We start from the raw sequence: 14,980 nt of genomic DNA, 5'->3' as shown, positions 1-14,980 counted from the left end.
AAACATCATGCAACTGTAGCGCAGTATCAAAACATTAATTGTAAAACACAGTTAAACCTTATTTGGAACGGTGTTTACTCCAGCTTGGCAATAGTCGATCGGGCTAATGCAGACAGCTCTGCCGGGTTTTCGATGGCGTAGGCGATGATTTGTTGCTTCATACTGCGGGCCCAGAACTTATGCAGGTGGTCGGCAGCCACGTCGGTTACCTTATCGTTGTCACCATGGTGCAGGTTGTTGGCGATAATCTGGTCGAGCATTTTGATCAGGTTGTTCAACTGCTGGTCGCTCACGACTTTCTCTCCTGAGCCGCTTCTTCGCCACGGGTATAGATTACGTGTCGGCCAGGACGGGCGAAGCCGATGAGGTTCATGCCGCTTTTTTGGGCCTCGCGGATGGCCAGTGCGGTGGGGGCGGATACCGCCACCAGAGTTGATATGCCGACACTGGCGCTCTTTTGCACCATTTCGAAACTGGCGCGACTGGAGATCAGTGCGAAACCTTCGCCAAAGGCTTGATCGCCGTATTCGCGCAGGCGGGCACCGATCAATTTGTCCAGCGCGTTATGCCTTCCTACGTCTTCCCGGGCCAAAACAATCCGGCCTTGGGTGTCGCACCAGGCGGCACCGTGGGTGGCGCCGGTTTGCAGTTGCAAGGGCTGGTGGTTTTTCAGGTTTTGCAGCGCTTCTTGAACGGCTTCATCGCCGGGAAGGGGCTGCGGAGCCATCCTCTCAAGGGTTCGTACTACATGGGCCAGAGATTCTGTGCCGCAAAGCCCGCAACCGGTTCGGCCAGCCATATTGCGGCGCTGCTCCCGCAGGCGGGCATAGCAATCACCGGAAATGTGCATGTCCACTTCTATGCCGTTTTCGCCTGGCTTTATCTCGATGCTGAACAGTTGGTCCGGCCGCTGCAGAATGCCTTCGCTCAGGCAGAATCCCAGGGCAAAATCTTCAAGATCGCAGGGCGAAGCCATCATCACCGCATGAGACACCCCGTTGTAGATCATGGCGACCGGAATTTCTTCCGCAACCAGGTCGTGAGTGCGTGCGCCTTCGATACCGCCACGCACGCTCACTCGGGCCTCACTCATAGGCGGTGAAGTGCTTGCGGGTATGTCTGCCACGGCAGCCGGTTCCTGATTACTTGAGTGCGTTTGCATGGCTGTCTTCCCCGCATTCCATGGAGGGCTTCAGCAAGGCCTGCTGGCGCTTGTCGAAATCCACAAAGTTACGCTGCCAATCCGAGGGCTGGGACACTTTTTCTACCTGAACGGCCGTTACCTTGTATTCCGGGCAGTTGGTGGCCCAGTCGGAATTATCGGTGGTGACCACGTTTGCTCCGCTGCCCGGGTGGTGAAAGGTGGTGTAAACCACACCCGGCAACATACGGGTGCTCAGTTTTGCCCGCAGCACGGTATGGCCTACGCGGCTGCTGATGCCCAGCCAGTCACCGTCTTTTACTCCGCGCAGTTCTGCATCGCTGGGGTGCAGTTCCAGCACGTCTTCTTCATGCCAATCGCTGTTGCTGGTGCGGCGGGTCTGGGCGCCAACGTTGTACTGGGACAAGATTCGCCCGGTGGTCAGCAGCAGCGGGAAACGCCGGCTGGCGCGCTCCTCGCTGGCCAGGTATTCGGTAACCGCAAACCTGCCCTTGCCGATGGGGAAGTCCACCGTGTGCATGGTCGGCGTGCCCTCCGGGTGCTCATCGTTACAAGGCCACTGGATACTGCCCAGCTGCTCCAGCTTGTCGTAATTTACGCCGGTGAATGTGGGCGTTAACGAGGCAATTTCATCCATGATTTCAGAAGGATGGTTGTAGTCCATCGGGTAACCCAGAGCGTTGGACAGCGCCATGGTGACTTCCCAGTCTTCCATACCGGCAATGGGCTCCATCACCTTGCGCACGCGGTTGATGCGGCGCTCGGCGTTGGTAAAGGTGCCGTTCTTTTCCAGGAAGGTGGAGCCCGGCAGCAGCACGTGGGCGAATTTGGCGGTTTCGTTGAGGAAGATGTCCTGCACTATCAGGCAATCCAGGGCTTTGAGAGCCGATTCCACGTGCTGGGTGTTGGGGTCTGACTGGGCGATATCCTCTCCCTGCACGTAGAGCGCCTTGAAGCTTCCTGCGATGGCGGCGTCAAACATATTGGGAATGCGCAGGCCTGGCTCCTCGTCGATGGGTACGCCCCAGACAGCCTGGAAACGCTCACGCACCGTCGGGTCATTCACGTGCTGGTAACCGGGCAACTCATGGGGGAAGGAGCCCATATCGCAGGAGCCCTGCACGTTATTCTGACCACGCAGCGGGTTTACACCACCACCTTCTTTGCCGATGTTGCCAGTGGCCAAAGCCAGGTTGGCAATGCCCATCACCATGGTAGAGCCCTGGCTGTGTTCGGTTACACCCAAGCCATAGTAAATGGCTCCGTTACCTGCCTGTGCATAAATGCGGGCGGCTTCACGTACCTTATCTGCCGCTACACCGGTTACCGCTTCCATGGCTTCGGGGGAATTGCGCGCCTCGGAAATAAACATACGCCAGGCGTTGTAGGCCTCGGTGTCGCAGCGGTTCTTGATGAAATCCTGATCTTCCAGCCCTTCGGTCACAATCACATGGGCCAGTGCGTTCACTATGGCCACGTTGGTGCCGGGGCGCAGTGGCAGGTGCAGGCCTTCAGCCGCATGGGGCGTGTGAATCACATCTATACGGCGCGGATCAATCACGATCAGTTTGGCGCCCTGGCGCAAGCGTTTACGCATCAGTGAGCCGAACACCGGATGCGCATCGGTTGGGTTGGCTCCGATCACCATGATGGTGTCGGCTTTCATCACCGAATCAAAGGTCTGAGTACCGGCTGATTCGCCCAGGGTGGTTTTTAAACCGTAGCCGGTGGGGGAATGGCATACTCGAGCACAGGTGTCAGTGTTGTTGTTACCGAAGGCCGCTCGCACCAGCTTCTGCACCAGATAGGTTTCTTCGTTGGTGCAGCGTGAGGAGGTAATACCACCAATGCTTTCACGGCCATACTCGGCCTGAATGCCTTTGAGTTTTTTGGCGGCAAACGCCAGCGCCTCGTCCCAGGACACCACTTGCCACGGATCGTTGATGGACTCGCGAATCATCGGTTCTTTGATCCGGTCCTCGTGGGTGGCATAACCAAAGGCAAACCGGCCTTTCACGCATGAATGGCCGTGATTGGCCTCGCCGCCTTTGTAAGGCACCATGCGGACCACCTGGTCGCCTTTCATTTCGGCTTTGAACGAGCAGCCCACGCCGCAATAGGCGCAGGTGGTTACTATGCTGTGCTCTGGTTGGCCTGCATCAATTACGCTCTTTTCCATCAGTGTGGAGGTGGGGCACGCCTGCACACAGGCGCCGCAGGATACGCACTCGGAATCCATGAACGGGTCGTTCTGGCTGGCCGCCACCTTGGAATCGAACCCGCGGCCTTCGATGGTCAGCGCAAAGGTGCCCTGCACCTCGTCGCAGGCTCGCACGCAGCGCGAACACACGATGCATTTGCTGGGATCAAAGCTGAAATAGGGGTTGGAATTGTCTGTTTCGGCGTCCAGATGGTTCTCGCCGTCAAACCCGTAACGTACTTCACGCAAGCCCACCACGCCGGCCACATCCTGCAGTTCGCAGTTGCCATTGGCCGGGCAGGTGAGGCAATCCAGCGGGTGATCGGAGATGTACAGCTCCATGATGTTGCGGCGCAGCTTGGCGAGCTTGCCAGTCTGGGTGGTAACCGCCATACCCTCTGCCACAGGCGTGGTGCAGGAAGCCGGATAGCCACGGCGGCCTTCGATCTCCACCGCACACAGGCGGCAGGAGCCGAAAGCTTCCAGATTGTCGGAGGCGCACAGCTTGGGGATGTTGATGCCCGCCAGCGCAGCGGCACGTAGTACAGAGGTGCCTTCGGGTACAGTGATGTCACGGCCATCGACCGATATGGATACCCGTTCTGCCGAAAGACTGGCAGGAGTCCCTAAATCGGAATCAGGGTTCAGGCCGATGTTCCCGGGCTTATAGCTTTCGGTGCTTGGATCATAATAGTGCAGCATATCAAGCCTCCAGCGGGCGCGGGCTGGCCATCAGGTCTTCAGGGAAATATTTCATTACGCTTTGCACCGGAAAGGGCGTCATGCCGCCCATGGCGCACAGGGAACCGTCCACCATGGTTTCACACAGGTCTTCCAGCAACTCCAGATTGCTATCGCGGTTCTCACCGGCACGGATGCGGTCAATCACCTCCACGCCACGCACCGAGCCAATCCGGCACGGGGTGCACTTACCACAGGATTCAACGGCGCAGAACTCCATGGCGAAACGGGCCTGTTCGCCCATATCCACGGTGTCATCAAACACCACCACACCGCCGTGGCCAATGCCCGCGCCGAGCTTGGCGAAAGCCTCATAATCCATCGGAGTGTCCCACTGGCTTTCCGGAATATAGGCCATCAGCGGGCCGCCCACCTGCACGGCTTTCATCGGCCGACCGGTAAAGGTGCCGTCACCAAAGTCCTCCAGCACCTTGCGCAGGGTCACGCCGAAGGCCAGCTCAATCAGCCCGCCCTGTTTGATGTTGCCCGCCAACTGAATGGGCAGGGTGCCCAGGGAGCGGCCCATGCCATAATCCGCGTAGGCTTTGCCACCGTGGGCTAAAATGTATGGCACCGCCGCCAGCGACAGCACGTTGTTGACCACCGTGGGCTGCCCGAATAAGCCCTTGATGGCGGGCAGCGGCGGCTTTGAACGCACCAGTCCGCGCTTGCCCTCCAGGCTTTCCAGCAGGGAAGTTTCTTCACCACAAATATAGGCGCCCGCGCCGAGGCGTACTTCCAGGCGGAAGGCGCGGCCATTGCCACAAACGTTATCCCCCAAATATCCGTGGGCTTCTGCCCTGCGGATAGCCTCATCGAGCATCTTTTTGGACAGCAGATATTCCGAACGCACGTAAATGAAGCCAAGAGTCGCGCCCACCGCAAGACCGGCAATGGTCATGCCCTCAATCAGCATATAGGGGTCGCATTCCATCACCAGGCGATCGGCAAAGGTGCCGGAATCGCCTTCATCGGCGTTACACACCACGTATTTTTGCTGTTTGTGAGGCTCATCGAGCACGGTCTGCCATTTGATGCCCGCCGGGAACGCTGCGCCGCCGCGACCTCGCAGACCGGAGCCTTTTACTTCATCCACAATGCCCTGGGGTGTGAGCGCTGCAGCTTTTTTCAGGCCGATAAAGCCACCGTGGGCGATGTAGTCTTCAATGCACACCGGGTCAGTAATGCCAATGCGGGCAAACGTAAGGCGTTGCTGGCGCTGCAGGTAGGGGTGTTGCGCTATGTCGCCCAGATACAAGGGGTGACCGGGATGACCCTCAAACAAGCCGGCAGCGACCAGTTCTTCCACCTGGCCTGGTTCTACCGGGCCATAAGCGACACGGCCATAAGGCGTTTGCACTTCTACCAGAGGTTCTAGCCAGAACAACCCGCGTGAGCCATTACGCACCAGATTTATATCGAGGTTCTGTGCGGCGGCCGCAAGTTGCAGCTCTTGCGCTACGCGGTCGGCACCCAGAGAAAGGGCTGTGGTATCGCAGGGCACATACATTGTTGTTGTCATGGGGCTTGCTCCTGCCTTCATTTTAGCTGGAGGACAGACGTTGTCAGTTTGTCCGCCAGCTGATCGAATTTCTGTGGAGTCACTCGGCCAATAACGTCATTGTTAACCCGAATGGACGGGCCACAGGCACAGTTACCCAGGCAATAAACAGGCTGCAGAGTAAATTCGTTATCGGCGGTGGTTTCGTGATAGCCCACGCCCAGCTTCTCCTGAACATGGCGTTCAAGCGCGCGTCCGCCACGGGCCTGGCAGGCTTCTGCACGGCACACTTCCAGCAGGTTGCTGCCCGCTGGGCGGGTGCGAAAATGATGATAAAAGCTGATAACCCCGTGAATATCGGCGCGGGTTTGCTGCAGCATTTCAGCAATAATGGGTACAGCACCCTCGGGCACGTATCCGATGCGATCCTGTATGGCATGCAGAACGGGTAAAAGCGCACCGGGCTCGTGCTGCAGGGCTGCGACTTCCTGGCGGATCATGTCAGGGCTCCAGTCGCCGGCAACGGGTACCGCTTTGTGGTCAGCTCTTTCTGACATATGCATAACTGTTCTTACCTGCTTTTATTTTGTTACAGTAACAAACCGCTCAACAACGCCAAATTAGCATTCCAGGCACTGGTACGGAATATGAACAAGAATGCATAACAAAAAACTGACCATATCCCCGGCCTGGGTATTCCGCACCGACACCGACGAACTCTTCGAACCCGTTCTGTTTCGCCTGCTGGCGAGCATTCGCGATACCGGTAAGCTTACCGTTGCCGCGGCCGCGGTCGGTATTTCCTACCGGCACGCCTGGAACCTGCTTAACCGTGGTGCCGACATCCTGGGGATGCCACTGGTCATCATGCGCAAAGGGCATGGCAGCCAGCTTTCTGCTTTGGGTGAGAAACTGCTTTGGGCAGAGCACCGGGTAACGGCGCGGCTTGGCCCGCAAATCGACAGTATGGCTGCAGAGCTTAACGATCAGATACAGCATTTGTTGGCCGGCACTCAACCTAAGCTGCGGTTGCACGCAAGCCACGGCTATGCGGTCGCCTTACTGCCCGAGTTCTCGGAGCAGTTAAACATCAACCTGCAGTATCGGAACCCGGAGGAAGCGCTTTCGGCCCTGAATCGCGGCGAGTGCGATATCGCAAGCTTTCACCTGCCCATCTGCCCGTCACTCGCCCGGCAGATTATCAGCCACTACAAAAAGCACCTGAACGGCCATGAGCACCGTCTTATCCGTTTTGTTACCCGACGCGAAGGTTTGATGATGCGCAGAGGCGAGCACGAACACATCCGCACGTTGCAGGATCTGAGCACCTCCGGCCTCAGCTTTATCAGCCGTGACCGCCACTCCGGCACCCGGGTTCTTTTTGATCTTCTGTTGAAGCAACAAAATGTAGCCGGGGACAGCATTAACCGCACCTCCCAGCAGGAATTCACCCACACGGCGATTGCAGCTTTCGTGGCGTCAGGAATGGCAGAAGTGGGGTTTGGGGTGCAGGCTGCTGCCGAGCAGTTCAACCTGAACTTTATTGAAATGGCCAGCGAGCACTACATGCTGATCTACCGCCAGGATCGCCTGCCGCCTGCAACACTTGGGATCCTGACAGCGCTTATGAAATCACCAGCATTGCTCGATCGCGTCAACAGCGTGCCGGGTTACGAACCCGACAGCCCCGGCGAGGTCACCACATTTGATGTCCTGGCTAAAAAAACGTGAAAAAGCTCATGCCGCTTCTGTCACGGCAAGCAGGTTTCTGCCGGACCGCAAGACACCGTCACTGATGTCGTTGGTAATAGCGTCTTCCAGAGCAATTGCGTCGCGGGTGGTCAGGGCTGCCAGAATCTCTTTGTGGCGATCAATTTCGTAATATTCCGTAACCCTCGTAAGAACCTGACGCTGGAAAGGACCAAGCTGCAGCCAGATGCTTTCAATGATCGGCATTGAGGCTTGGGCCGGGTTGACCGTGTATAGCGTGCGATGAAAATCCTGGTTCAACAAGGTCAGCTGATCCAGGTCTTTTTCGGAGATGAGCCCGTCCATCCTGTCATCCATTTCTGTCATCTTTTCGATGATGACATCCGACATGTAAGGCAACGCGCGCTTGGCTGTATGGACCTCAATCGCGACGCGGAGTGCAACCAGTTCTTCAAAGCGGTCGAGCGTCATCAAAGGCACCGTCATGCGCCGGTTGTCCTTGATCTGTATCGCATGTTCCGAGCTGAGCCGCCGCACCGCCTCGCGCACGGGGGTTGGGCTGAGCCCCAGGCAATCCGCCAACCCACGCATCGTCAGCGACGTGCCGGGCTCAATTGCGCCCAGCATAATCGCGTTTCTCAGGCGCTCGTAAACGTATTCCTGTGTAGTCGTCCCGGATATCTCTGGAATATCAGGGATGTTCAGTTCGCCATTGCTGGTCATCAGGCCGCCCCAGGGTTTGTTGAAGGGGGTCATACTATCAAAATACATTGACACATTTAAGATAATGATATAAATATTCAGAAAATGATATCACAATTTTATAAACGGTATCGCAAGGTGATCCATGTCTGATAATAAGGCCGAAGCTTGGCTGGCACAGCATCCTGAGATTGATTCCATTTTTGCTTGTGTGTGTGATCTGAACGGCACCATGCGAGGTAAGCGCGTTCCTGTCGATCAGTTGGCCAAGGTTATAGACGGCGGGCTGCGGATGCCGTTGTCGATTGTTGGCATGGATATCTGGGGCGAGGATGTCGAAAACAGTGAGCTGGTTTTCGAGACTGGCGATTCCGATGGGTTATGTGATTTTACCGGCCGCCCATTGATGCCGATTACCTGGACGAGCCGCCCGACCGCCCTGGCGATGCTTTGGATGCGGCAAGAAGACGGCACCCCTTTCCCGGGCGACCCGCGCCGGGCCCTGGCGCGGGTCGCCGAGCAATACAAGGCGCGCGGATTGACCCCCGTAGTGGCGACCGAGCTGGAGTTCTATCTGGTTGATCCGACGGAAGACCACCCGCAAGCGCCATGTTCCCCGGTCACCGGCAAGCGGCTGGAATCAGACGGGGCAATGTCGCTGGACGAACTTCAGCATTTTGATGAATTCCTGAACGATGTTTACGATGCCTGCGAGCTGCAGGGCATTCCCGCAGACGCTGCGATCTCGGAAAACGGAGCCGGCCAGTTTGAGATCAACATGCGCCACGTTGCCGATCCTTTGCGTGCCGCCGACGATGCCGTGTTGTTCAAGCGACTCGTGCGCGGCATTGCCCGCAAACACGGGCTTGCGGCGACCTTTATGGCGAAACCCTACGGCGACCTGTCAGGCAGCGGCTTTCACACGCATTTTTCATTGATCGATGAGAATGGCGTAAACGTTTTCGATAATGGCGGCGATGAAGGCACGCCCCTGATGCTGAACGCGGTGGCCGGATTGCTGGCTACGATGCAGCAAAACACACTGACATTTGCACCACACGAAAATTCCTATCGCCGTCTTCTGCCCGGCGCCCATGCGCCGACCAATGTGGCCTGGGGCTATGAGAACCGAACCGCGGCCATCCGCATTCCCGGCGGTGATTCAAAAGCGCGGCGTATAGAACACCGTGTAGCCGGCGCCGATGCCAACCCCTATCTCGTGTTGACCAGCATCCTGGGCGGTGCGTTGCTCGGCATCGAAAACAACCTGCAACCGGCGCCACCCATAACCGGGAACGCGTATTCGATGAAGCTGGACAACCTGCCGCTGGACTGGGCAACCGCCATCGACGCCTTCCAGAAGGGTGCCGATGTGCCAGCCATCTTTTCCAAGCGGCTACAAACCATGCTGGTCGAATGCAAGATGCAGGAACTACGGAAGTTTGCCCGTTACGTGACCAATTTTGAATATGACAGTTACCTGGAGGTCGTGTGATGATGAGCTCCCAAAGCCACACCTATGCCGGCGACGGCAGCCATACCGCAAGTTACTACGCCGCCTCAGCCAACCCCGCGCCGGAACGGCCGGAGCTGATCGGTGATCACCAAATCGACGTCTGCATCGTCGGCGCCGGGTATAGCGGGCTCTCCACAGGCCTGTATCTTGCGGAAAAAGGCTACAAGGTCGCCATCATTGAGGGCGCGCGGGTTGGATGGGGAGCATCCGGGCGTAACGGCGGCCAAATCGTCAACGGCCTGAACGCCAGCCTGCAAACCATCAAAAAACGCTATGGACAAGACACGGCCACCTTCGTCGCAGGCCTGGTACAGGAAGGTGGCGAGATCATCCGTGAGCGAGTCAGCACCTACAACATTCAATGCGACCTGAAAGACAAGAACATCTTTACGGGCCTGACCCGCGCCCACATGGGCGAACTGGAAGAGCGGATGAAGCTTTGGGCCAGCTATGGCCTGAAGAACCAGGAGATGTTGGACAAGGACCAACTGCGGAAATACGTTAATTCCGACCTTTACGAAGGCGGGATGATCGACCATTCCGGCGGCCACATGCACCCGCTGAATCTGGCCCTGGGCGAGGCGGCGGCATTTGAGCAGAACGGCGGCACGATCTATGAGATGTCGGCGGTGATCGACGTGGATCACGCGGCAGCGCAGCCCGTTATCAAAACGGCCAACGGCTCGATGACCTGCAAAACGCTGGTTCTGTGCGGCAATGCCTACTTGGGCCACGTGGTGCCTACGCTCACCTCTCGGGTAATGCCGGTATCAACCCAGGTGATGGCAACCGAACCTTTGGGCGAAGAGCGTGCGCGGGAATTGATCCCCTCGGATGCCTGCGTCGAGGATATCCGCTATATCCTTGATTACTATCGTTTGTCTGGCGACAACCGCATGCTGTTTGGCGGCGGCACTGTTTACGGTGGCGCTGACCCCAGCGACATCAAATCCAAGCTGCAACGCAACATGGACAAGGTGTTCCCACAACTCAAAGGGGTGAAAATCGACTACGCCTGGAGTGGTAATTTCGCCCTTTCGTTCAGCCGTGTTCCACAGATGGGTCGCATTGGCAGCAACACCTATTTCGCACACGGCTACAGCGGCCACGGCGTAACCGGATCGCACACCTTCGGGCGCATCCTGGCCGAAGCAATCCACGGCGACGTGACCCGGTTCGACGTGTTTGCCAAGGTACCCTGGTATCCATTCCCCGGTGGGCGCATGTTCCGCGTTCCCTATTCGGTAATGGGTTCCTGGTGGTACGGGCTGCGCGACAAAATGGGTGTCTGACAAAACAACAAAGATTCCTCTGGAGAACACCATGAAAAAAACAACAATGATCTTGGGCGCGATGGCGCTAAGCACAGGCTCAGCATGGGCCGATGGCGAATTGAACGTGTATCACTGGTCTGATTACGTGGCCGCCGATACGATCTCCAATTTCGAAAAGAAAACCGGTATCACGGTCAATTACGACGTGTTCGACAGCAACGAAGTGCTGGAGGCCAAGATGCTGACGGGTGCCAGCGGTTACGATGTGGTGGTGCCCTCAATCGAATTTCTCGCCCGCCAGGCGCAGGCTGGTCTTTATGCCAAAATCGACAAGGACAAACTGAAGAACTACGGCAATCTTGATCCCGATATTCTCAAAATCATCGCAGTGAACGATCCGGACAACACCTATGGCGTGCCCTACATGATGTTCTCCGTGGGGATCGGCTATAACATTGACATGATCGCCGAGCGCATCGATGCGGACAAGATCGGCAGCTGGGGCATGGTGTTCGACCCGGACACCGTAGCCAAACTGGCCGATTGCGGCGTGGTGATAATGGATTCACCGTCTGAAGTCATGGCGTCGGCATTGAATTATCTGGGGCTGGACCCGCATTCCGAAGATAAGGCCGACCTGGAGAAAGCCAGCGAGTTGATGTTGGGCGTTCGCCCCTACATTCGTTATTTTCACTCGTCGCAATACATTAACGATCTGGCCAATGGCGACATCTGCCTGACCATTGGCTACTCAGGTGACATCCTGCAGGCACGCGATCGTGCCGCCGAAGCCGGACAAGGCACCAACATCGCCTACACGATCCCGAAAGAGGGCGCGCTGATCGGGTTCGACATGATGGCGATCCCGGACGACGCACCCAATCCCGAAAACGCGTTAAAGTTCATCGACTACATCCTCGAACCAAAAGTTGCCGCAGACATAACCAACTACGTGTATTTCGGCAACCCGAACACGGCCGCAACGGAGTTCGTGGACGACGACGTTGCGAATGACCCCGGCATTTACCCCCCACAGGACGTCAAGGTCAAGATGTTCGTTTCCAAGCCGCACTCAGCGCGCTATGACCGCACTCTGACCCGCACCTGGACCACGATCAAAACCGGAAAGTAAGCCTTCAGGTTGGCGCGCGGACCTACCCCGAGCGCCAACCATTTTCCAGGACGGCTTTTTCGGGAGGGGGAACAATCATGTCCGAAGTTATCTCATCGTCAGATGCAAGACCGTGGACCGATCCGAACGCGGTGCCATTTTTACAAATCAAAAATGTGACCAAAAAGTTCGGCGCGTTTACGTCGGTCTACGACGTCTCGCTGGATATCTACAAAGGCGAGATCTTCTGCCTTCTGGGCGGATCAGGTTGTGGCAAGTCGACACTGCTGCGGATGCTGTCAGGGTTTGAGGCCCCCACCTCCGGCCAGATCATCATCGACGGCCAGGATCAGGCCGGCATCCCGCCTTATAACCGACCCACCAACATGATGTTTCAAACCTACGCGTTGTTTCCACACATGACAGTGGAAAAGAACATTGCGTATGGATTGAAGCGCGACGGTCTGCCCAAGGCAGAGATTGCCACTCGCGTCACCGATATATTGTCGCTGGTGCAAATGGAGGGGTTCGCCAGGCGTAAGCCGCATCAGCTGTCCGGCGGCCAACGCCAACGGGTCGCGCTGGCACGCTCGCTGGTCAAAAAGCCGAAACTGCTATTACTCGACGAACCTCTGGGCGCGCTCGACAAGAAGCTGCGCGAAGAGACCCAGTTCGAGCTGATCAAGATTCAGGAAAGTCTGGGGGTGACCTTTGTAGTGGTCACCCACGACCAGGAAGAGGCGATGACGCTGTCCAGCCGGATCGGTGTTATGACCGCAGGTGAGATCGTGCAAGTTGGCACTCCGCGCGAGATATATGAGTACCCGCGAAACCGGTTCGTGGCCGATTTCATTGGTTCTGTGAATATCTTCGAGGGCAGGATCGCCGAGGACGGTGAGAGTCACGTTATTGTCGCATCACCCGAGGCAGGCCTGGACATCTACGTGCCCCACAGCATCAGCGGTGTTATCGGCCAAAAGGTCGCCGTTGCAGTGCGCCCGGAAAAAGTGATGATCAGCAAGGATGACCTGGGAGGTCTGCGTAACAAGCTTACCGGCACCGTCGATGAGATTGCCTATATGGGCGATGCGTCCGTGTATCAGATACGGCTGGATAACGGCAAACGTGTGCGCGTCACCCAGACCAACCTGACTCGCTCAGAAGAGAGCACACTGAACTACGGTGACCGTGTGAACCTGGGCTGGGACGGCAGCGCCGGGGTTGTGGTGACGTCATGAGCAACCTGCCGCTGGGATCCCGGATCGGAGCGATCCTGGGCCGGATGGGGCTCAAGGGGCGCACCCTGGTCATCGCCATTCCGACCGTCTGGTTGCTGATTTTTTTTCTGATCCCCTTCCTGGTGGTCGCAAAAATCTCGTTTTCTGTGGCCGCTATTGCCCGGCCGCCCTATTTGCCAATCGTCGAATGGGTCGATGGTTTTTTCAGGATCAACCTGAATTTCGGTAACTATCTATTCCTCCTGGAAGACCCTCTCTACGTCGCGGCCTACCTGGGCTCAGTCAAGATTGCCGGCATCTCGACACTCATCGCCCTGGTGATCGGGTACCCGATGGCCTACCTGATTGCGCGCTCGGAGCCGGATCGGCGCAACCTGTTGCTGATGCTGGTAGTGCTGCCGTTCTGGACGTCGTTTCTGCTGCGGGTTTATGCGTGGATCGGGTTTCTCAAGAGCAATGGCGTTATCAACAACTTTCTGATGGGTATTGGCATTATCGACGAGCCGTTAGTGATGCTACAGACGGATTTCGCGGTCTATGTCGGCATTGTTTATACCTATCTGCCGTTCATGATCCTGCCGCTTTATGCCAATTTGGTGAAACTGGACGAGGCTTACCTTGAGGCGTCTGCCGATCTGGGCGCGCGCCCGGTCACCACGTTCTTTACCGTGACCATGCCGCTGTCATTGAGCGGGATTATCGCGGGCTGCATGTTGGTGTTCATTCCCGCCGTCGGCGAATTTGTCATTCCGGCGCTGCTGGGCGGGCCGGATACGCTGATGATCGGCCAGGTGCTCTGGAACGAGTTCTTCTCAAACCGGGATTGGCCCATCGCTTCCGCCGTTGCCATCGTGATGCTGTTTGTTCTGGTCATCCCCATCATGTTGCTGCGCTGGGCGCAGTCGGCCGGTGAAGGAGAAGCCCAATGAAGCGTAAATCCCGGTTCCTTGCGATCGTTGGCGTTGTCGGCTTCGTGTTCCTTTACGCGCCGATCCTGTCACTGGTCATTTTCAGCTTTAATGAAAGCCGGTTGGTGACCGTCTGGGGCGGATTCTCGACCAAATGGTATGGCGAGTTGTTCCGCGATCCACAAATCCTGGATGCTGCCTGGGTTAGCCTGCGTATCGCCCTGGCCAGTGCAACCCTGTCTATTGTGATCGGCACCGTGGCCTCGTTCGTGCTGATCCGGTTCCAACGCTTTCGCAGCAAGACCCTGCTGAGCATGATGATTACCGCTCCGCTGGTCATGCCCGAAGTGATCATTGGCTTGTCGTTGCTGCTGATGTTCGTCGCGATGGAGAGCCTTATTGGCTGGCCCGGCGGGCGTGGCATCCTGACGATCATCATCGCGCACTCGACCTTTGGCGCGGCCTATGCGGCGGTGATCATCCAGTCACGGCTGGTGGACATGGATTTATCGATAGAGGAGGCGGCGCTGGATCTCGGCGCACGCCCGGTGCGGGTGTTCTTCGACGTAACGCTGCCGGTGATTGCCCCTGCGTTGCTTTCGGGCTGGTTGCTGGCCTTCACTCTCAGCCTGGACGATCTGGTGGTTGCCAGCTTTGTCTCCGGCCCGGGTGCGTCCACTCTGCCGATGGTGATCTTCTCCAAAGTGCGGTTGGGGGTCAGCCCGGACGTGAACGCGCTGGCGGCGATCATTATCGGCGTTGCCTCGCTTGGGATCATCATCGCGGCCTTGCAGCTGAACCGCAGCAGCAAGGTGTCCCAGCAATGAGGCACAATGCAAACCAGAGGCATTTATCCTGACCCTTATCCTTGGAATCACCCTAAATACAAGGTGACAGCCATGTTCTGCCTGACCGCC

13 protein-coding genes are annotated in these 14,980 nt (G+C 57.2%); 7 read left to right on the top strand and 6 right to left on the bottom strand.

Going from position 1 to position 14,980, the window contains the following annotated elements; genetic code table 11:
• Positions 1 to 74 precede the first annotated feature (74 nt).
• The 5 genes from FFI90_RS12520 to FFI90_RS12500 are packed head-to-tail and all read right to left on the bottom strand — an operon-like array spanning position 75 to position 6,167.
• Positions 75 to 293 (bottom strand): formate dehydrogenase subunit delta, encoded by a 219-nt coding sequence (locus FFI90_RS12520; protein ID WP_144778413.1) that lies wholly within the window; start codon positions 291 to 293, stop codon positions 75 to 77.
• On the bottom strand, positions 290 to 1,162 hold the full coding sequence (gene fdhD, locus FFI90_RS12515; protein ID WP_144778412.1) for a formate dehydrogenase accessory sulfurtransferase FdhD: 873 nt from the start codon (positions 1,160 to 1,162) through the stop codon (positions 290 to 292). Before fdhD ends, FFI90_RS12520 begins: the two co-directional genes overlap by 4 nt.
• Positions 1,143 to 4,064 (bottom strand): formate dehydrogenase subunit alpha, encoded by a 2,922-nt coding sequence (fdhF, locus tag FFI90_RS12510; protein ID WP_144778411.1) that lies wholly within the window; start codon positions 4,062 to 4,064, stop codon positions 1,143 to 1,145. The genes fdhD and fdhF overlap by 20 nt, the downstream gene beginning before the upstream one ends.
• A 1-nt stretch (position 4,065) precedes the next feature.
• Positions 4,066 to 5,625, bottom strand: coding sequence for a formate dehydrogenase beta subunit (locus FFI90_RS12505; protein WP_144778410.1), 1,560 nt, complete (start codon positions 5,623 to 5,625; stop codon positions 4,066 to 4,068).
• A 17-nt stretch (positions 5,626 to 5,642) separates the two neighbouring features.
• Entirely contained in the window at positions 5,643 to 6,167 is a 525-nt protein-coding gene (locus FFI90_RS12500; protein WP_144778409.1) for a formate dehydrogenase subunit gamma, read from the bottom strand.
• 94 nt (positions 6,168 to 6,261) lie between these two features.
• Here FFI90_RS12500 and FFI90_RS12495 point away from each other — a divergent pair, with 94 nt between their 5' ends.
• Positions 6,262 to 7,335 (top strand): substrate-binding domain-containing protein, encoded by a 1,074-nt coding sequence (locus FFI90_RS12495; protein WP_144778408.1) that lies wholly within the window; start codon positions 6,262 to 6,264, stop codon positions 7,333 to 7,335.
• Positions 7,336 to 7,341: 6 nt separating this feature from the next.
• Here FFI90_RS12495 and FFI90_RS12490 read toward each other — a convergent pair whose 3' ends face one another.
• Positions 7,342 to 8,070 (bottom strand): GntR family transcriptional regulator, encoded by a 729-nt coding sequence (locus FFI90_RS12490; protein WP_246123562.1) that lies wholly within the window; start codon positions 8,068 to 8,070, stop codon positions 7,342 to 7,344.
• Positions 8,071 to 8,161: 91 nt separating this feature from the next.
• Here FFI90_RS12490 and FFI90_RS12485 point away from each other — a divergent pair, with 91 nt between their 5' ends.
• From FFI90_RS12485 to FFI90_RS12460, 6 genes are all read left to right on the top strand, one after another.
• Entirely contained in the window at positions 8,162 to 9,511 is a 1,350-nt protein-coding gene (locus FFI90_RS12485) for a glutamine synthetase family protein (protein ID WP_144778407.1), read from the top strand.
• A gap of 2 nt (positions 9,512 to 9,513) precedes the next feature.
• Positions 9,514 to 10,824 carry an NAD(P)/FAD-dependent oxidoreductase gene (locus FFI90_RS12480; protein WP_144778972.1) on the top strand — a complete coding sequence of 437 codons (1,311 nt, stop codon included), beginning with the start codon at positions 9,514 to 9,516 and terminating at the stop codon, positions 10,822 to 10,824.
• A gap of 31 nt (positions 10,825 to 10,855) precedes the next feature.
• Positions 10,856 to 11,938, top strand: a complete 1,083-nt coding sequence (locus tag FFI90_RS12475) for a polyamine ABC transporter substrate-binding protein (protein ID WP_144778406.1) — start codon at positions 10,856 to 10,858, stop codon at positions 11,936 to 11,938.
• 77 nt (positions 11,939 to 12,015) lie between these two features.
• Positions 12,016 to 13,155, top strand: coding sequence for an ABC transporter ATP-binding protein (locus FFI90_RS12470; RefSeq protein ID WP_144778405.1), 1,140 nt, complete (start codon positions 12,016 to 12,018; stop codon positions 13,153 to 13,155).
• Entirely contained in the window at positions 13,152 to 14,084 is a 933-nt protein-coding gene (locus FFI90_RS12465) for an ABC transporter permease subunit (RefSeq protein WP_144778404.1), read from the top strand. Before FFI90_RS12470 ends, FFI90_RS12465 begins: the two co-directional genes overlap by 4 nt.
• Entirely contained in the window at positions 14,081 to 14,890 is an 810-nt protein-coding gene (locus tag FFI90_RS12460; RefSeq protein ID WP_144778403.1) for an ABC transporter permease subunit, read from the top strand. The genes FFI90_RS12465 and FFI90_RS12460 overlap by 4 nt, the downstream gene beginning before the upstream one ends.
• Positions 14,891 to 14,980: the final 90 nt, after the last annotated feature.

Origin of the sequence: Marinobacter maritimus (assembly GCF_007671675.1) — a bacterium.
Taxonomy (GTDB): Bacteria; Pseudomonadota; Gammaproteobacteria; order Pseudomonadales; family Oleiphilaceae; genus Marinobacter; species Marinobacter maritimus.
Note: the sequence above shows the minus strand (reverse complement) of the source record. Positions and strands in the feature narration are given on the sequence as shown.

Excerpts from the sequence above, each read along its gene's own strand:
- fdhD (WP_144778412.1), bottom strand. The coding sequence starts at position 1,162 with ATGCAAACGCACTCAAGTAATCAGGAACCGGCTGCCGTGGCAGACATA.
- fdhF (WP_144778411.1), bottom strand. The coding sequence starts at position 4,064 with ATGCTGCACTATTATGATCCAAGCACCGAAAGCTATAAGCCCGGGAAC.
- FFI90_RS12505 (WP_144778410.1), bottom strand. The coding sequence starts at position 5,625 with ATGACAACAACAATGTATGTGCCCTGCGATACCACAGCCCTTTCTCTG.
- FFI90_RS12500 (WP_144778409.1), bottom strand. The coding sequence starts at position 6,167 with ATGCATATGTCAGAAAGAGCTGACCACAAAGCGGTACCCGTTGCCGGC.
- FFI90_RS12495 (WP_144778408.1), top strand. The coding sequence starts at position 6,262 with ATGCATAACAAAAAACTGACCATATCCCCGGCCTGGGTATTCCGCACC.
- FFI90_RS12490 (WP_246123562.1), bottom strand. The coding sequence starts at position 8,070 with ATGACCCCCTTCAACAAACCCTGGGGCGGCCTGATGACCAGCAATGGC.
- FFI90_RS12485 (WP_144778407.1), top strand. The coding sequence starts at position 8,162 with ATGTCTGATAATAAGGCCGAAGCTTGGCTGGCACAGCATCCTGAGATT.
- FFI90_RS12480 (WP_144778972.1), top strand. The coding sequence starts at position 9,514 with ATGAGCTCCCAAAGCCACACCTATGCCGGCGACGGCAGCCATACCGCA.
- FFI90_RS12475 (WP_144778406.1), top strand. The coding sequence starts at position 10,856 with ATGAAAAAAACAACAATGATCTTGGGCGCGATGGCGCTAAGCACAGGC.
- FFI90_RS12470 (WP_144778405.1), top strand. The coding sequence starts at position 12,016 with ATGTCCGAAGTTATCTCATCGTCAGATGCAAGACCGTGGACCGATCCG.
- FFI90_RS12465 (WP_144778404.1), top strand. The coding sequence starts at position 13,152 with ATGAGCAACCTGCCGCTGGGATCCCGGATCGGAGCGATCCTGGGCCGG.
- FFI90_RS12460 (WP_144778403.1), top strand. The coding sequence starts at position 14,081 with ATGAAGCGTAAATCCCGGTTCCTTGCGATCGTTGGCGTTGTCGGCTTC.